This window comes from Roseateles sp. P2_H4 (assembly GCF_056403315.1).
The window spans coordinates 20266-37907 of record NZ_JBFUFR010000026.1 but is presented as its reverse complement, the minus strand read 5'-3'; the positions used below and the strand labels follow the sequence as shown (position 1 = coordinate 37907).

Sequence of the window (17642 nt, the reverse complement as noted above, 5' to 3'; positions counted from 1 at the left end):
ATTCGTAACAAACGGCAATAACACACGAACCAAAGACTTCATCGGTAAGCGGTATTCCTAACTGGGAGATGTGAGATGACTGGTCGCAACGCCTTCGTTTGGTCTGTTATGCGTGCGGGTTTGGGGTTGGCGCTTGCTGCCCTCAGCTTCTGCGCCACGGCGCACAACGCGCCTGAATTGCCTGACTGGATCGGCGCCAATGACTGGCCCATGTTCGGCCAGAACATCCACAACACCGCCCAGGCCGCCCCTGGTTCGCTGAAGGACGTGGAGAAGCTGAAGCCCAAATGGGTCTTCACTGCCGGCGGCGAGATCTCGGCCCGTGCGGCGGTCGTGGACGGCACGGCCTACTTCCCCGACTGGGGCGGCAACATCTGGGCCGTCAACACCAAGACCGGCAAGAAGGTTTGGGGGCACCAGTTGTCGGACTATGGGCTGCCGGCCAACACGCATTCGCGCACCAGCCCGGCGGTGAACGACGGCGTCGTCTACATCGGCACGCAAGAAGGCGCCTGGCTGCTGGCCATCAAGGCCGACAACGGCAAGCTGCTCTGGAAGACGCAGCTCGAAACGCCGGCCAACGACGCCTTCGCGATGATCACCGCGTCGCCGGTCATCGTGGGCGACCTGCTCTACACCGGCGTGGCCTCCAACGGCGAGGGCCTGGCTGCCTTCTTCCCGGGCTTTGTGTGCTGCTCGGGGCGCGGCAGCGTCGTCGCCGTCTTGCTGGACGGCAAGAACGCCGGCAAGGTGCTCTGGCAGACCTACATGACGCCCAAAGGCTACAGCGGCGCCGGGGTGTGGAGCAGCAACTTCGTCGTGGACATCCTGCGCGGCACGGTCTACGCGAGCACCGGCAACAACTACAGCACGCCGACCGACCCGACCTACAAGGCCTGCATCACCGCGGGCGGCACGCAGGCCAGTTGCGCCTCGCCGGACAACCATGTGGACTCCATCGTCGCGCTCAACCTGCTGACCGGCAAGGTCCGCTGGGCCAAGAAGTTCGTCACCTGGAACCAGCCCGGCCTGGCCAAGGACGGCAGCGATGACTGGAACGTCGACTGCTTCATCTTCGCCAACGGCAACTGCCCGGCGGGCGCAGGCCCCGACTACGATTTCGCGTCGGCGCCCAACCTGATCACCTACCGCGACAGCAAGGGCCGGTACAAGACCATCCTGGGCGCAGGCCAGAAGAGCGGCATCTACTTCGCGATGGACCCGGACACCGGCGCCGAACTCTGGCGCACGCAGGTGGGCCCGGGCTCCTCGCTGGGCGGCATGGAATGGGGCTCGGCCACGGATGGCAAGCGCATCTATGTGTCGATCGCGAACTTCTACGGCCTGCCAACGCAATACGGCGGTGGCGGCTCCTGGGCCGCGCTGGACCCGGAGACCGGCAAGATCCTCTGGCAGGTGGGCGACCCGAACGGCTCCATCGCCATCGGCCCGCTGTCGGTGGCGGACGGCGTTGTGTTCGCGTCGTCCATGGGCAGCGCGCCGACCGCGCCCACCATGCTGGCCCTGGATGCTTCGAGCGGCCAGACGCTGTGGAGCTACGCCTCGGGCTCCTCGGTCAACGCGGGTGCCTCCATCGTCGACGGCGTCGTCTACTGGGGCTCGGGCTATGCCCACCTCGGCATTCCTGGCTTCACGACCAACAACAAATTCTTTGCCTTCTCGAAGAATGGCAAATAAGGAACGCAGGCGGCTGCTCATCGCGCTGGGCAGCCTGGCTTGCCTGGGCGCCCAGGCGCAAGAGAAGCAAGAGGCGCAAGTAGCGGTACCGCCGCCCCAGTTGCAGGCCCAGTTGCTCAAGACGGGCCTGTACCTGATCACCGGGGGCGGCGGCAATTCGCTGCTGCGCTTCAGTGCCAACGGACTCGTGCTGGTGAATGGAAAGTCTCCCGACAGCTACAAGATCCTGATGTCCCAGGTCCGCAAGATCAACAAGCTTGCGGACATGCCGCTGCGCGCCTTGATCCTGACCAACGCCCTGGATGGGCAGGCGGCCAACAGCACGCGCTTCGCCGCTGCGAAGGTGCCGATCCTGTTGCAGGCCAACGCCGTGCCCCGCTTGAAGGACAGCGGCGCGGCGGCCCTGGTGCCCTTCGACCGCAGCTACCTGCTCAAGCTCGGCGGCATACAGATCGAGTTGAAGTACTTTGGCAAGGCCACGACCGATGCCGATACGGTCGTCTATTTCCCTGACAAGCAGGTGGTGGCCGTGGGCGACCTGTATTCCCCGCAGGGGCCGCACCTGGATGCCGCCGCCGGCGGCAACCTCGCCGGCTGGAGCGCGGCATTGGCCCAGGTGCTGGAACTCGATTTCGACCAGGCGGTGCCGAATGAAGGACCGACGGTTGGCCGTGCGGAACTGACGGCTTTCAAACGCCAGATCGATGCCCTGATCTAGGGGCGCGGGCTTGAAGTCGCGGCTTCCGTCGGCCTTCGCAGGTGCCACCAACTCCTCGATCGCCAACGTGCCAATCGGTCATCGTCAACGAGGGCCGCAACTGGCTGGCGGGTCTGTCCACCCACGCACGACAGCCGCAAACCGCCTTGAGATTGCGCCTTGAGATTGCGCCTTGAGATTGCGAAAGGACCCTTGATGCCCAACTCCCGTTGCCTGCTCCTTGCCCTGATGCTCAGCCCCTGGCTGGCCCTCGCTGCACCGCTGGCCTACGTGCCGAACGAGGGCTCGGGCACGCTCAGCGTGATCGATACGGCCAGCGACATGGTGGTCGCCGAGATTCCCGCCGGCAAGAAGCCCCGCGGCACCGTGATCAGTCTGGACGGACGCACGGCCTACGTGAGCGACCAGCCCAGCAACCAACTGGTGCTGGTGGACCTGGAGGCACGCAGGCAAAGCGGAGCGATCGCCCTGGGCGAGTCCCCGGAGGGCGTGGGCATCTCGCCCGACGGGCGCTGGGTGGTGGTAGCGCTGGAGGAGTCCAACGATGTGGTCTTCGTCGACACCGGCACCAACAAGAAGGCCTTCGTCGTCAAGGTGCAGGGCAAGAACCCCGAGCACGCGGTCTTCTCGCCCGACGGGCGGCTGATCTTCGTCAGCGCCGAGGAAGGTGAGGCGGTGGACGTGATCGACTTCAAGCGTCGCGAACAGGTGGCCCACATTCCGGTGGGCGCACGCCCCCGCGGCATCGGCTTCTCACCCGATGGCAAGGTGGCCTATGTGGCTGCCGAGAACTCCAGCGAGCTCTACCTGATCGACACCGCCGGCTTCAAGGTGCTGGCCAGGATCAAGGCGGGCCTGCGCGCCAATGGCATCAGCGTGCATCCCGACGGCAAACGGGTCTTCGTGTCCAACGGCGGCGATGCCACGGTGTCGGTGGTCGACGTCGCCAGCCGCACCATCGTGGCCACCATCCCGGTGGGCCAGCGACCGTGGAACATGGCCTTGACCCCCGATGGCAAGAAGCTCTACGTGGCCTGCGGCCGATCGGGCGTGGTCAGCGTGATCGATACCGCAGGCAACGGCCGGCTGGCCGATGTCACCGTTGGCAAGCTGCCTTGGGGAGTTGCCATCCGATGAGGCCTGCCCGCTTCATCCGACTCCCTCTCGCACTCTGTACCGCCTTGCTGGCGCCGCTGGGTCACGCCGACCCGGCGCCGGCCGCCATCGAAGTGCTGCCCAAGGTCGAACTGGTGAGCCCGATGCCCTTGCCCGGCTCGCCCCTGCCGCTCAGCAAGATCCCGGCCAATGTGCAGACCTTCACCAGCGGGCAGTGGGGCCCGCAAGGCACCGACAGCCTGACCGCCTTTCTGGCCGCCAACGCCACCGGGCTGAACCTGAATGCGGTGCAAGGCAACGCCAACCAGGTCGACCTCAATGTGCGCGGCTTCACCGCCTCGCCGCTGCTGGGCACGCCGCAGGGCATCTCGGTGTTCCTGGACGGCGTGCGCATGAACGAGCTGTTCGGCGACGTGGTCAACTGGGACCTGATCCCGTCCTCGGCCATTGCCGGCATCCAGCTGATCCCCGGGTCCAGCCCCATGCATGGCATGAACACGCTGGGCGGCGCCCTGGCCCTCGTCACCAAGCGCGGTGCCAGCGAGTATCCCGACCATCCGGGCGCATCCATCACGGCCTCCGGCGGCTCGTTCGGGCGCCGCAGCTACGGCGCCGAGTTCGGCGGCCGCCAGGGTCGATGGGATTGGTTCGTGACCGGTGCCCACACCCGGGAAACCGGTTGGGCCGAGCACAACGCCAGCGAGCTCCGCCAGGTGTTCGGCAAGCTGGGCTATCAGGACACCACCCGCGAACTGACCCTGAGCCTGCAGTGGGCCGACAACCATCTTGAGGGCACGCAGACACTGCCGCGGAGCTTCAGCGACATCCGCCAGGCCTACACCTGGCCCGACCTGAACCGGAATCACCTGTTCGGCCTGGCCCTGCATGGCAGCCAGGCCCTCGACGAGGCCTGGCGCCTGAGCGGCAATGTCTACCACCGCAGCTTCCGCAACCGCAATGTCAGCAGCAATGCCAACGACTCGCAGGACGACGAGGACGCCCCCCCGGCGGTCAACGACGCCTCGGTCGTCACCCAGACCAGCCGGGGCGGCAGCGTGCAGCTGGCCTATGCCGGCAAGCTGGCGGCGATGCCGCACCACCTCAGCATCGGCCTGGGGCTGGACGACGGGCACGCCCGCTTCACGCGCACCTCGCAGCCGGCCGCCTTCACCAGCGACCGCGGCACGACGCCGCTGGGACCGTTCGAAGCCGAAACCGATTCCGACTCGGACACCCGCTACAGCGGCGCCTATGCATCGAGCTCGCTGGACCTCGGCCCCGCCTGGACGCTGACGCTCGCCGGGCGCTTCAACCTCGCCACGGTGTCCATCAAGGACCGCAGCGGCACCGCGCCCGAACTGAACGGCAGCCACCGTTTCACCCGCTTCAATCCGTCCATCGGCGTGAACTTCAATCCGAGGCCCGGCTTGACCGCCTATGCCAGCTACAACCAGGGCATGCGGGCGCCGACCGCGATGGAGCTCACCTGCGCCGACCCTGCCGCGCCCTGCAAGCTGCCCAACGCCTTCATCTCCGACCCACCACTGCGCAAGGTCGTCTCCAGCACCTTCGAGTTGGGGGCGCGCGGCAAGCCATCGGCCTCCACGGATTGGCGAATCGCGCTGTTCCGCAGCGACCTGCGCGACGACATCCAGTTCGTCAGCGGCGACGGCCTGGCGGTCAACGCCGGCTACTTCCAGAATATCGGCTCCACCCGCCGCCAGGGGCTCGAGCTCGATGCGGGCCTTCGTGCGGCCCCCCTGGTCCTGAACCTGCATTACACCTACCTCGACGCTCACTACGTCTCAGGCTTCCTGGAGAGCAGCCCCAGCAACTCGACCGCCGATGCGAACGGCGCCATCAACGTCAAGCCTGGTGACCGTATTCCCGGCTTGCCGCGCCATACGCTGAAGCTGCGTGCGGAGCATTCGCCCTTGCCGGGATGGACCCTGGGCCTCAACCTCGTCACCAGCAGCGCCGTACGAGCGCGCGGTGACGAGAACAATGCCGACGTCAATGGCCGCATCGGTGGCTACTCGCTGATCAACCTCGATGGCCGCTACGCGCCCTCGCCGCGGCTGAACCTGTTCGCCCGTATCGACAACGTCCTGGATCGGCGCTACGCCAATTTCGGCGTGCTGGGCATGAACGTGTTCACGGGCCCCGGTGCGAGCTGGGACGCGGCCAACGCGCGCGCCGAGCAGTTTCGTGGCCATGGGGCACCGCGTGGCCTCTGGGCCGGCCTGCAGTACAGCATCGACTGATGCAAGGCATGACGCTCGCCACCCGCGGCTTCCAGTGCAGGTGAGCTGGTCGGGACTGCGGCGCCCGAACGCGCCCTAGTCGCCCCACTTGCCGACGTATTTCTTGTAGTTCTCTATCCAGCCGTTCGAGCCGAAGCCACCCTCGCTCTGGTGGGTGATGGCGATGGGCCAGGTGGCCAGGCGCAGGCCGGCGGCGCGGGCGCTGCGGCAGAAGTCCATGTCGTAGAAATGGAAGTCGAAGCGCTCGTCGAAGCCCACCTGTCTGGCGCGCAGCGTGTCACGCCTGGCGGCCAGCAGCACGCCGTCAAGCAGTTCGCACTCGGCGGGCACGGGCCCGAAGGCCGAGATCTGGCCGAAGGGCGACGGGCCGTGAGAGACGACGCCGCTGAGGTTGGCACGGTCGTCCCACTCGAACTGGGTGGTCGGGAAGGCCCAGGACGGCTGCATCGGCGCGCGGCGCTTGTTGCCGGCCACGCCGATGACGTCGAAGGCGTGCACGGCCGCCATCACATGCTCGTAGAAGAAATAGTCGTCCAGCCAGACGTCGTCGTGGATGAAGGCCAGCACCGGCGCGGCATCGGGCGCGGCGATGCGTTCGTTGTAGAGGATGGGCAGGCCGCGGCGATTCTCGAAATAGACGCGCGGCAGCAGCCGGTCGTCGTGCGCCATGCGGCGCAGCGACAGGCCCAGGGCGGCCTTGTTCCAGAACTCCGCTTCGGTGGCGCGCGTGGCGCAAACAAGGTCGATCACGCGCTCACCTCAGATAGAGGGCCAGCGTGTCCACCGGCGGGTGCTGCACCGGCGGGCAGGCCGCCGTGCGGCGCGGATTGGCCAGCGCATAGGCCAGCTCGCGCGGATGGTGCCACTGCTCGTAGAAACTGCGTGAAGCGCGGGCCTGATCGGCGAGCAATTCGGGCGTCAGGCCGCGCAGCACGCGGATGAGGTCGTCCGGCGTTTCCCACCACAGCGCGCTGTCGTAGATCAGATCGCGCGTCGAGTGGTGCTTGGACAGGCTGCTCTGCTGCATCAGCACCGGCAGGCCGGCGCCCTGGGTCTCCACGAGGCCCTTGCCGCCCTGGATGGGGAAGGAGGAGATGCACAGGTCCACGCGGCTGTCGCGCAGCCAGCCCCACAGGCTGGGCACGGGCGGCTGGTGGATGAAGCGCTCCTGGGCAATGCCCGCCTCGCCCAGCCTGGCGCGGAAGGCCGCGAGCACGTCGTCGGGCAGCGAGCCCACATGCACATGCGTGCCGCCCACCTCGGCCAGGCGGCGCAGCATGACGTCGAAGTAGTCGTAGCGGCCGGGCGACATGAACTTGCCGGACGAACCATGCGAGCAGGTCGTCGGCTGGCCGTCCACCAAGAAGCCATGCGCCGCGCGCGCGCCCAGGTCGGGCGACACCAGCGGCCAGTAGACCGGCTTGTGCACGCCCAGGTAGTGCTGGCACTTGTGGTGGGACAGGTTGGTGCAGTCCACATGCAGGGCATGCGGCAGGAAGACGCCCAGCGCCATGTCGTGGTCGGCATGGTGGAAATAGGCCGTCTCACGCGCCACGCCGGGCTGGGCCGCGCCGATGGCCGCCGTGTCGTAGTGGTGGTTGAACAGCGTCAGCAGGCCGGGCTTGAGCGTGGCCAGCTGCAGCTGCAGCCAGCCCATCTTGTCCTGCAGCGGCAGCTTGGGCGCCAGCACGATCTGCACCGGCCGCTCGAGGTCGCGGTTGAAGCGCTCCAGCGGCAGCGTGCGGTCATGCAGATTGGTGACGACGACGACATGGGTCAGGTCGGGCCGCGCGCGGATCACGTCCTTCAGCGCCAGCGAGTGGCCGCCCTGGCCGTCGTAGAGCTCCGTGGCGACATGCACGGCGACATGGTCGTTGTAGTCGGTTGGCGCCTGGATGCCCAGATGGCGAGCCGACATCGCACCCGCCGCCAGGCAGAAGCGGTCCAGCTCGGCCGAGCCGAAAACCAGGCCCTTGGCGCGCGGGTCGTTGACGACGGCGATGACGATGTTGGTGATCTCCAGCATCATGGCCGGCCACTCGCCAGCGGCCTGGTGGGCCTCCAGCCGCCGCACCAGTTCGAGGAAGTTGGGGCTGCTGCTCATGTGCGGGGTCGGACGACGAGGCCGATATTGGCTAGCAGCCGCGGCGGCAGCTGGTCGGAGATCTGCGTCAGCGAGCGGATCAGCTCGGGCTTCCACGTCGTCATCATGCCGTTGGGCACGGTCTTGACGAAATAGCCGAACTGCTCGACGACCTCGAAGCCGGCAGCCTCGAACAGCGCGATGAAGCCCGCCAGGTTGTAGACCCGCTGGTGGCCGACGAGATGGTCGCGCGGCGACAGAGAATCCAGCTGGGGCTGCAGGCCCATCATGACGGCGAGCTGGCGGTGCAGGGACTCGGCATTGGGCACGACGGCGATGACCTGGCCGCCCGGCGCCAGCCAGTCGTGCATCTTCTCGACGACGGCGGCGTCCTCGACGACATGCTCGAGCACATGCAGGGCCAGCACGCGATCAAAACGCTGCTTGGGCGTGAAGCGCTCGAAATAGCTGCAATGCACCGGCAGGCCCGCACCGAAGCGCGCGCGGGCGTCGTCGCACAGCGCGCTGGAGCCTTCCACCAGCTCGACGTCATAGCCGGCCTCCAGCAGCGGCCCGGTGATGGTGCCTTCGCCGAAGCCCATCTCCAGCACGCGGCGCGGCGCGGCGCCGATGCGGGCGAGCAGACTGGGCAGCTGGGTCGCGTGGATCAACGGCTCGATGAAGCCCTCGCCCGTCGAGTCGGTCAGATAGGCCTTCTGGGCGATGGCATTGAGGTCAGGTTGAGTCATTTCTCGATGAACTCCAGCATGAAGCCAGTGCGCAGCATCACGAAGGCGATGTGGCGCCCGCCGAAGGCCACGGCCGGCACGGGCTGGACCGTCGTGACGGCGCGCTGCGTGCGCGCCCAGGCCAGGGCTTGCGCCATGTCGGGCACCACGTAGGCGAAGTGGTAGATGCGCGTGCCCTGCTCCAGCCAGGGCTTGAGCGTCGTGCTGCCGGGCAGGTTCTGCAGCAGCTCGACACGGGGCCCGGCGCCGGTCAGGAAGACGCCGCTGATGCCTTGCACCGGGTCTTCGAAGGCCTCGCCTTCGACGGCATAGCCCAGGCGCTCGAACTGCGCCTGATCCTTGGCCAGGTCGGCGCAGGCGTAACCCAGGTGGTGGAAATCGAAACCTTGCGGCAATGCGTCAGGCGCCACGCTGCAACCTCCGGGCCGTGAGCTGGGCCAGCTGCGAAAGGCGCGCGTCGACGGCGCCCCAGGCCTCGCGCCTCAGGCGGTGCTCGACGGCATCCCGGCGCTCGCCGCGCAGCTCGACATGGCCAGGCAGCAGGCGCCGCTCGGCGATACCGCAGGAATCGTGGAAGGACACGACACGCTCGTTGGCCGCCAGCGTGCGGCAGCAGACGGCGTCCAGGTCCAGCAGCTCGAAGGCGCAGCGGTAGATCAGCGCCGCGCTCTCGACCGCGGCCAGCGAGCCGGGCGTGAGCAGCCAACGGCCCCATTCGGCCTCGCCGCCTTCGACGTCGTAGACGCCGATCAGCCCCTCGGCCGCGCCCGTGGAAAGCCGCTCGATGACGAAGTAGTAGTCGCCCGGCCGCTCGTAGTAGCGCGCCAGCCAGTCCAGCTGGTCGGCCACGTGGGGCGACGTCGGGTTCAGCCAGCGGCCCAGCTCGGGGTCGCTGCGCAGGCCGACGATGAATTCCGCATCGTCGTCGCGCACCGGCCGCAGGCCGAAGGCCGCGCCTCTGAGATTCAGCTCATGGCGCACGCTTGGCCTCGATGGCCGCGACGATGCGCGCGACGCTGTTCAACTCGCTCAGCTCGGCCTCGTCGAACTGCACGCCGGTGGCGTCCTCCACGGCGAAGATGACCTCGATGTGGCGCAGCGAGTCCCATTGCGGCGTGTTGTGCACGGACGTGTCGGCATTGACCTCGGTCTTGAGCACGACGCGCAGGGCGTCGAGGACGGTGTTGATCACGGAACGATTCTCTCGATGTGGACGCCGTCGGGCGGCGCGAAGGATTGGACACGCTCGGCCGGCCATTCTGTGGCCTCGCCCAGCCACTGGCGAGCGGGCTGGTTGCGCGGGCCTTGGGTGACCTGGAAGCGCACGGCGCCGGCCGGCAGGCATTGCAGCGCGCCGATGACGATGCTGTCCTCCAGGCGCCGGCCCATGGCACGGCAGGAAATCAGCAACTCGTCGACGACGATGCCGCCGCTGCCGGTGCGCGCCGCCAGCAGGCCGATGACGCCGCTGTCGGAGAAGCGGTCGGCCAATTCGATGGTGACGACGACGCCCGCCGGGTCATTCAGCCGCGCCGCATAGTCGGCCTCGCCCAGGCGCGCCAGCGCGAGATTGAACTGGTTGGTCTTGCCGCTCATCTCGGCCATGCGGGCGAGCTGGGCGCGGTCGTTGAGCGAGAAGCGCAGCTTCACGCCCAGCGACTTGAAATAGGCCTCGGGGTCGGCCGATGCCAGCTCGGCGCGCTGGCTGTTGGCACGCTGGTCATCCACGCGCTTGGCGTCCTCGGCGCTGACCCGCCAGCGCCACAGTGCCGGCAGATGGGCCAGTACGCGGGCGGTGAGCGCGGCGTCGGCATGAGCGAAGACGCTGCGCAGCGTCGGCAGGCGCGCGGCCACCTGGGCCAGCTCGCCGGGGTTGTCGTCGACGAAGGCGACGGCCGACACGTCGATGTTGAGGGCCCGCGCCACGCGCTGCAGCGCCTCGGCCTTGTCGCCCCAGGAGACCTCGGTGACCGAGAAGTCGTCCCAGCGCAGCGGGAAGTCGGCGCGCGCCTCGAACAGTGCCTGCACGTCGGCATGTTCGTTGCGCGACACCAGGGCGATGAAGATGCCGCGCTCGCGCAAGGCCTTGATCTGGCGTTGCAGCTCGGCGTGGCCCGGCGTCAGCAGCACGCCGTCGGGGCCGTCCTCGCCCAGCACGCCGGCATACAGCGTGTGGTCAAGATCGACCGCCACGGCCTTGACCGGGGGCAGCAGCAGGGCCGGCAGCCAGCGGCAGGCCAGCTCGCGCGCGATGACGGACTGGGCCGCGGCGGACAGCGGCGAGCCGGCCACCTTGGCCAGGCGCGCATCCAGCAGCGGCACGCCGGCGGCTTCGCAGACGGCGGCCAGGTCGGCGGCCTGCACATCCGGGCCTGAGGCCTCGACGGGCGCGGTGGCCAGCACGAGGATGGGCGCGCGGCTGATGGCGCGCAAAGCGGCGATGCGGCCGTTCAGCCAGCCCGCATCGGCCGGCAGGCGCGACGCGTCCAACCACAGCAGCTCCAGCTCGGCCGGCGCATGCTCGGCGAAGGAGAGGCTGTCGTCATAGCCGGACAGCCAGGGATCCAGCGCCAAGTCGGCCCAGTCCAGATAGGGCTTGGCTAGCGTCAGCAGCGTCTCGATGGCGTGGTTGCGCCAGACGTTGATGCGGCGCACCGGGCCTTGTGCCGGGTCCAGCGCCAGGCCGAGCAGGTCCAACCGGCTGGGCCGCGGCGCGAACAGCGTCTCCTGCGCGGCCATGCGGCGCAGGCTGTGCTCCAGCGCGGGCGATGCGCTCACGCGCAGCCCTTGACCGCCGTGATGACGGCGGCTATCTGCGCCTCGCTCATGCCCGGCCACAGCGGCAGGCTCAGCACCTCGCGGTGGATGGCCTCGGAGACGGGGAAGTCGCCCTTGCCCCTGCTCAGCTCGGCATAGGCGGGTTGCAGATGCGGCGGCACCGGGTAATGGATCAGCGTGCCGATGCCGCGCTCGGACAGCGCGGCCTGCAGGCGGTCGCGGGCTTCATGGCGGATGACGAAGAGATGCCAGGCCGGGTCGGCCTGCGCCGGCACGAAGGGCAGCGCGACGTTGGCACCGCTCAACCCGTCCAGCAGCTGGGCGGCGATGCGGCGGCGCTCGTTCGTCAGCGCGTCCAGCTCGGGCAGCTTGGCGGCGAGCACGGCGGCCTGCATCTCGTCCAGGCGCGAGTTCACGCCCTTGACCTCGTTGTGGTACTTGACCTTGGAGCCGTAGTTGCGCAGCACGCGCACGCGCTCGGCCACGCCGGTGTCGTTCGTCGTCAGGCCGCCGCCGTCGCCCATGGCGCCGAGGTTCTTGCCGGGGTAGAAGCTCCAGGCCGACACATCGGCCGTGCCGCCGACGCGGCGGCCACCCCAGCGCGCGCCATGGGCCTGGGCGCAGTCGTCCAGCACCTTCAGGCCATGCTTGCCGGCGATGGCGTTGATGGCGTCCATGTCGGCCGGCTGACCGTAGAGGTGGACGGGCAGGATGACACGGGTAGCAGGCGTGATGGCGGCTTCGATGCGGGCCGGGTCGAGGTTGTAGGTGCGCGCATCGGGCTCCACCGGCACCGGTGTCGCACCGCACTGGCTGACGGCCAGCCAGGTCGCGATATAGGTGTTGGACGGCACGATGACCTCGTCGCCCTCCCCCACGCCCAGCGCGCGCAGGCCCAGGTGCAAGGCGTCCAGCCCATTGCCCAGGCCTACCGCATGGGTCGAGCCGCAATAGGCCGCCCATTGCGACTCGAAAGCCTCCAGCTCCTTGCCCATGATGAACCAGCCGCTGCCGGCGACGCGGGACAGCGCCGCGTCGATGGCCGCGCGCGAGGCGGCATAGGTGGGTTGCAGGTCGAGGAAGGGAATCTTCATGCGGGAGTCTTGCCGACGGCGGCGAGGAAGTCGTCGTAGCTGCGGATGTAGTCGTCCGCGTCATAGGTGTCCGAGGCCAGCACCAGCAGCACGGCGTCGGCCGAGAAGCGGTACTGGATGCCCCAGACCATGGGCGGGATGTGCAGGCCGACCTTGGCGCTGTCCAGGCGCAGCTCGTCGCGCTTCTCGCCGTCGTCCAGCACGATGGTGCAGCTGCCCTTCACGCAGACGAGGAACTGGTGGCAGGCCTTGTGGGCATGTTCGCCGCGCACTTCCTCGCTGGGGGCGTCGTAGACGATGAAGAAGCGCTGCGGCGTGAACGGCAGATGAGCGCCGATCTCGCCGAAGCTCAAGGCACCGCGCAGGTCGACGATCTTGGGCAGGGCATGCAACCTGGCGCCACGCGCCTGCAGGGCCGGCAGTTCGCTGCCCAGGCGCTGGGCGGAAATCGCCGGGCCGCTGACCTGCACCTCCGGCGTGTCGAGATAGCCGGTGATGTGGGCGGGGTTGCCGGCGACGATGGCGCGCGGCGGCACGTCGCGCGTGACGACGGCGCCGTCGCTGACCAGGGCGCCGGGGCCAATGGTGACGCCCGCGCGGATGGTGGCGTTGGCGCCGATGCTGGCCCCGGCGCGCACACGCGTCTTCAGCAGCTCGGCGGGCTTGACGCGGCTGCGCGGCGCGGGGTCGTTGGAGAAGGCCGCGTTGGGGCCGACGAGGACGTCGTCCTCCAGCGTGACGCCGTCCCACAGGTGCACGCCGCTCTTGAGCGTGACGCGGTCGCCGACGACGACCTGGTTCTCGATGAAGACATGGTCGGCGATGTTGCAGTCGGCGCCGATGCGGGCACCCGGCAGCACATGCACGAAGGCCCAGATGCGCGTGCGCGGCCCGATCTGCGTGGATTCGACCAGGGCGTGCGAATGCACGAAGCCGCTGCCTTCCGTCATCGATATGTCTCCCGAACTGTGACGGCTTTCAGTATGCCTAACGCAGCGGCGCGGAAACGCCGCGGCCCATGGACCAGATCAAGGCGACGATCTGCTGGGCGTCGAACATCGCGTTCACATGGGCGACGCGCATCGAGTAGTAGTCGCCCTCGGCGGCCATCACGTCGAACAGCGAGCGGCGGCCGAGCTGCTGCCACTGCTGCAGCGTGGACGCGCGCACGCGGTCGCTGTTGCGCAGGATCTCGACGATGCGCCGCGCGCGGTCCAGCGTGGACGCACCGACCTCGTTCATCTCCAGCAGGCGGTAGCGCTTGGCCTCGATGGCCTCGTCGCGCTGCAGCACGGTGGCGCGGTAGCGCTGCACGGCGGCGCTGGCCTGGGCCTGGGCGCCGGGCTGCAGGATGGGGATGGTGACGGACACGCCGGCACCGATGTCGTTCGAGCGTGAATCGCCGGGGCCGCTGCGGAACATCGCACTGGCGCTGCTGGTCAGGTTGACGCTGGGCCTCTGGCCGGCGATGACGGACTCGGCAAAGCTGCGCTGCGAGCGCGCCTGGGCCTCGGCCTGGGCGACGTCGGCACCGAGCAGGATGTCGCTCTGCATCTGCTCCAGGTCGGGCATCACCGACAGCTGGGCCGTCATGCCGATGCTGGGCGGCAGCGGCTCGCCCACCAGGCGGCGCATGCGCACCTCGGTCTGGCGCAGGGCCGACATGGTCTGCTCCAGCGACAGGTCGGCCTGCTGCAGGCTCTTCTGCGCCTGCACCAGCTCGCTGGCGCGGCCGCGGTCGGCCTTGGTGATGATCTCCAGCGCATCGACCAGGCAGGCCATCTTGCGCACGTACTGGGTGTAGACCTGGCCCTGCAGCACATAGCGGCTGCGGTCCAGTGCCAGCGTGACGACGTTGAGCGACAACTGCTCCTCGGCGCTGCGCTGGCCTTGGGCCGCGACTTCGGCGAGTTCCTTGCGCCATTCGGTCAGCTTGGCGATGCGGCCGGAGTCCCACACCGGCATGCCGGCCGAGAGCGTCGCACCGGCCTGGCCGCCACGGCCGACCGTCACGCTACCGGCTTTCTGATAGACGCCATTCGTGCTGATGGTGAGGCTGGCCGTCGGCATGCCCAGAGCGCGCGTCTCCTCGAGGTCGGAGCGGGCGGCGTCGGCCAGCAGGCGCACGGCGCCCAGGGCCTTGCTGCGCGACAGCGTCGCGCCGATCAGCGTCTGCAGCGCGGCGCGCGGGTCGCCGCTCTGGGTCTCCAGGGCGCTCATGTCGCGCCCCAGGCGTGACAGGCCGGCGTCGTCCTCGTTGCAGCGGCCCTGCGATGCGGTCGCCTCGGCGACCGGGGCGGGTGGCGGCGTGGCCGTCTTGGCCGGGCGCGACTGCGCCAGCGCGAGGGAGCCCGGCATGGCAAGTGTCGCGGCGAAGCCGAGGGCGATGAGGGGACGGAGCGGGTACAGCATGGCTCCGTGACTAGACCATCCGCACCCTCGGTCCAAAGCCTGAAAAAGCGCGGGTGCGGGGGTGGTTTTCGTCGGTGAGGCTGTGGTTTCCACCCGCGCGGCCCGGCCCGTTGACTGCGAGTTAGGGGTGCCGCCGAGTCGCCAACCGGACTGCGCGGGCCACTCGCCTTGCCTACCGTCGCCTCACGGCGCCAACTGTCGAGCGCCGGCATCCATCTGGAGACAATCCATGAATTCGATCCAAAACTGCCCTCGCCCGCGCGTCGTGGGCGCCTGCTTCGCCGCGGCCCTGGCGTTGAGCGCCTGCGGCGGGGGTGGCAGCGACCCCGCCCCGGCACCGGCGCCCGCGCCAGCCCCCATGCCCGAGGACACCCGGCCGCAGGACACGCGCACGTTCACGCCGGCAGTGGAAACCGGCTTCACGGCCCTCGCGGGTGCCGCAGACACCGACCGCTGGGTGGGCGTGCTGAACGGCTCGGCCTATCGCATCGAAGTGCCCAAGACCGGCTGGAACGGACAGCTCGTCATGTGGGCGCACGGCTATGCCGGCACCGGTGCCAGCCTCACGGTCGGCACGCCCATCATGCGGCGCTACCTGATCGCCAACGGCTACGCCTGGGCGGCGTCCAGCTATTCCAAGAACTACTACGACGTGAAGGCCGGCGTGGAGGACACGAACGCGCTCGCCAACAAGTTTGTCTCGCTGGCAGCCGCCAACGGCCGCACGCTGGCCGCGCCGAGCAAGATCTTCATCACCGGCGTCTCGATGGGCGGCCACATCACGGCCGCGGCCATCGAGGCGGAGGCACAGGCCAACGCGGTGAACAAGGTCAAATACAACGGCGCGGTGCCCCTATGCGGCGTGGTGGGCGACAACGAGCTGTTCAACTACTTCGCCGGCTACCAGCTGGCCGCGCAACAACTGGCCGGGCTCCCGATGAGCAGCTTTCCGCAGGCCGACTTCGCGGCAATAGCCCCGGCCATCCAGGCCACGCTCTGGACCACCTTCCCGACCCAGACCAACGCCATTGGCGACAAGCTCAAGAACATCGTCGCCTACCTCAGCGGCGGGCCACGCCCGTTCTTCGCCGAAGGCTGGGCCAACGCCGGCAACCAGGGCAACATCTGGGCGTCCATTGGCGGCGACGGCACGATCAATGGCATCCTGACCGCCAATGTGCTCGACACCACCGCACTGAACTACAAGGTCGATGCGTCCAGCGCCAGCACCACCGCGCTGGACACGGCCTTCAACAACAGCATCTTCAAGATCAAGCCGACGGCGGATGCCAACCGCCTGCGCCGCGACGGCCTGCGCTGGATTCCGCAGGTGGCCGGCGACTTCAGCGTGCCGGTCGTGACCCTCCACACGCTGGGCGACCTGTTCGTCCCGTTCAAGATGGAGCAGGTCTACGCCGCGCGGGCCAAGGCCAAGGGCAACGACAAATGGCTGGTGCAGCGCGCCATCCGTGACGTGGGCCACTGCGCCTTCACCGCCGCCGAAGCCACCAAGGCTTTCGACGACATGGTCAAGTGGGAGGCCGGCGGGCCCAAGCCGGCGGGTGACGACGTGAGCACGGCGGCCACGGTGGCCCTGCCCAGCTACGGCTGCACGTACACGATCAACACCCCAAGCGCCGAGGACTACACCGCCCCGGCCGGCCGCGCGGCCTTCCAGGCGAACTACCCCGCCTGTCCTTGATGAGCAAAGGGCGGTGCCGCCCCGAGGCGTCACCGCTCCCGCAGCGCTTCATGTGACATCATCATCGGCCGCTTCCGAATATTGGCTATCCGCCATGTACAAGCATGCTCGGCAAGCCAGACACGTAGCTGAAGAGAGCCATTGATGGGAACTTGGGGCGCAGGCCTGTACGACGATGACGCCGCTGGCGATCTGAAGAATTCGCTCGACCTGGTCGCGAAGGCTCCGGGCGACGGCGACCGAATCCTGGCCCTGCTGGAACAACTCCACGGCACGGGCAACGGTGCGGACGCCGAGTCGGCGCAGTTCTGGCTCGTGATCGCCGATCAATTCGAGAAAAAGGGCATCGCCTGCCCGCGGGCTGCCGATACCGCCCTGCGCGTCATCGAGTCCGGCGTAGATCTGGCGCGAATCAAAGATGGCGGGGCCGATGAGAAGCTCATGGAGGCCCGCCGCAAGGTTCTCGACGATCTGGCGGGTCGCCTGCGTCAACCCAGGCCTGCGAAGGCTAGACCCACATCCGGACGGCTCCCTCCGCTTGTCCTTGAGACGGGCCAGGTTTTTGCCTTTCCCACAATGGAGGGCGGGGCCTGGCATCCCTATAGGCTGCCGTCAAAAGGTCCGTTTGTTCCCGACGGCTGGGGGGCGCTCGTGGTGCTGGCGATCGGCCGCGCTTTCGAATGGTTTCCCTGGGTGGCCCTGGCAGGCCTGGCCGTAGCCCCCGATCGGATGCCGAAGCTGCAAGAGGCGATCGAAGGACGGCTTCTGCCGCATCTGCAGACCAACGGCGCGGGCCGCTTCATTCCCAAGCAGGCCCATGCCAAGGGGCTCGGACTCGTCCTGCTAGGCAAGGTGGAACTCGACGACGCTCGCGTCCAGCCACAGCTGTCGGATTGGCCGGTGGAAACCGCCGTCCAGTTCGACTGGTCGATCGCCAATGGGGCGCTCACGGCGTCTTCCCTGCCCGGACTCGCCGGCCGGACTGTCACTCTGCGCACGCTTTGCCGCGAGGGAAGCGGCTGATGCAG

General features: G+C 68.4%; 16 protein-coding genes. 6 read left to right on the top strand and 10 right to left on the bottom strand.

Translation table 11 applies throughout. The annotated features are described in order from the left end of the window. Positions 1-177: 177 nt before the first annotated feature. The 4 genes from AC1DW3_RS19440 (at position 178) to AC1DW3_RS19425 (ending at position 5796) form a co-directional block, all read left to right on the top strand. On the top strand, positions 178-1698 hold the full coding sequence (locus AC1DW3_RS19440; RefSeq protein ID WP_477933934.1) for an outer membrane protein assembly factor BamB family protein: 1521 nt from the start codon (positions 178-180) through the stop codon (positions 1696-1698). Next, on the top strand, positions 1628-2416 hold the full coding sequence (locus AC1DW3_RS19435; protein WP_477933932.1) for an MBL fold metallo-hydrolase: 789 nt from the start codon (positions 1628-1630) through the stop codon (positions 2414-2416). The genes AC1DW3_RS19440 and AC1DW3_RS19435 overlap by 71 nt, the downstream gene beginning before the upstream one ends. Before the next feature lie 195 nt (positions 2417-2611). After that, on the top strand, positions 2612-3553 hold the full coding sequence (locus AC1DW3_RS19430; RefSeq protein ID WP_477933930.1) for a beta-propeller fold lactonase family protein: 942 nt from the start codon (positions 2612-2614) through the stop codon (positions 3551-3553). Further along, positions 3550-5796: a TonB-dependent receptor gene (locus tag AC1DW3_RS19425; RefSeq protein ID WP_477933928.1), complete on the top strand. Its 2247-nt coding sequence runs from the start codon at positions 3550-3552 to the stop codon at positions 5794-5796. Before AC1DW3_RS19430 ends, AC1DW3_RS19425 begins: the two co-directional genes overlap by 4 nt. 75 nt (positions 5797-5871) lie before the next feature. Here the strand turns inward: AC1DW3_RS19425 and AC1DW3_RS19420 are convergent, their stop codons facing one another. The 10 genes from AC1DW3_RS19420 to AC1DW3_RS19375 are packed head-to-tail and all read right to left on the bottom strand — an operon-like array spanning position 5872 to position 14912. Next, entirely contained in the window at positions 5872-6546 is a 675-nt protein-coding gene (locus tag AC1DW3_RS19420) for a hypothetical protein (RefSeq protein ID WP_477933926.1), read from the bottom strand. Between the two features lie 4 nt (positions 6547-6550). After that, on the bottom strand, positions 6551-7900 hold the full coding sequence (locus tag AC1DW3_RS19415) for a hypothetical protein (RefSeq protein WP_477933924.1): 1350 nt from the start codon (positions 7898-7900) through the stop codon (positions 6551-6553). Further along, positions 7897-8628, bottom strand: a complete 732-nt coding sequence (locus tag AC1DW3_RS19410) for a class I SAM-dependent methyltransferase (protein ID WP_477933922.1) — start codon at positions 8626-8628, stop codon at positions 7897-7899. The genes AC1DW3_RS19415 and AC1DW3_RS19410 overlap by 4 nt, the downstream gene beginning before the upstream one ends. Beyond that, a complete protein-coding gene (locus AC1DW3_RS19405) occupies positions 8625-9038 on the bottom strand; it encodes a VOC family protein (RefSeq protein WP_477933920.1) in 414 nt (137 codons plus the stop codon). The genes AC1DW3_RS19410 and AC1DW3_RS19405 overlap by 4 nt, the downstream gene beginning before the upstream one ends. Beyond that, a complete protein-coding gene (locus AC1DW3_RS19400; protein ID WP_477933918.1) occupies positions 9028-9609 on the bottom strand; it encodes a GNAT family N-acetyltransferase in 582 nt (193 codons plus the stop codon). Before AC1DW3_RS19400 ends, AC1DW3_RS19405 begins: the two co-directional genes overlap by 11 nt. After that, positions 9599-9820: an acyl carrier protein gene (locus tag AC1DW3_RS19395; RefSeq protein WP_477933916.1), complete on the bottom strand. Its 222-nt coding sequence runs from the start codon at positions 9818-9820 to the stop codon at positions 9599-9601. The genes AC1DW3_RS19400 and AC1DW3_RS19395 overlap by 11 nt, the downstream gene beginning before the upstream one ends. Continuing rightward, a complete protein-coding gene (locus AC1DW3_RS19390; protein WP_477933914.1) occupies positions 9817-11406 on the bottom strand; it encodes an HAD-IIIC family phosphatase in 1590 nt (529 codons plus the stop codon). Before AC1DW3_RS19390 ends, AC1DW3_RS19395 begins: the two co-directional genes overlap by 4 nt. After that, the gene (locus tag AC1DW3_RS19385) at positions 11403-12500 is read right to left on the bottom strand and encodes a DegT/DnrJ/EryC1/StrS family aminotransferase (protein ID WP_477933912.1); all 1098 of its coding nucleotides are present in this window, start codon (positions 12498-12500) and stop codon (positions 11403-11405) included. The genes AC1DW3_RS19390 and AC1DW3_RS19385 overlap by 4 nt, the downstream gene beginning before the upstream one ends. Beyond that, the gene (locus AC1DW3_RS19380; protein WP_477933910.1) at positions 12497-13450 is read right to left on the bottom strand and encodes a WxcM-like domain-containing protein; all 954 of its coding nucleotides are present in this window, start codon (positions 13448-13450) and stop codon (positions 12497-12499) included. Before AC1DW3_RS19380 ends, AC1DW3_RS19385 begins: the two co-directional genes overlap by 4 nt. 37 nt (positions 13451-13487) lie before the next feature. Next, the gene (locus AC1DW3_RS19375; protein ID WP_477933909.1) at positions 13488-14912 is read right to left on the bottom strand and encodes a TolC family protein; all 1425 of its coding nucleotides are present in this window, start codon (positions 14910-14912) and stop codon (positions 13488-13490) included. Positions 14913-15141: 229 nt separating this feature from the next. Between AC1DW3_RS19375 and AC1DW3_RS19370 the strand changes: the two genes are divergently transcribed. Together AC1DW3_RS19370 and AC1DW3_RS19365 are read left to right on the top strand one after the other, a co-directional pair. Next, positions 15142-16614 (top strand): alpha/beta hydrolase, encoded by a 1473-nt coding sequence (locus tag AC1DW3_RS19370; RefSeq protein WP_477933907.1) that lies wholly within the window; start codon positions 15142-15144, stop codon positions 16612-16614. Between the two features lie 144 nt (positions 16615-16758). Beyond that, positions 16759-17637 (top strand): hypothetical protein, encoded by an 879-nt coding sequence (locus tag AC1DW3_RS19365; RefSeq protein WP_477933905.1) that lies wholly within the window; start codon positions 16759-16761, stop codon positions 17635-17637. The last annotated feature ends 5 nt before the right edge of the window (positions 17638-17642 follow it).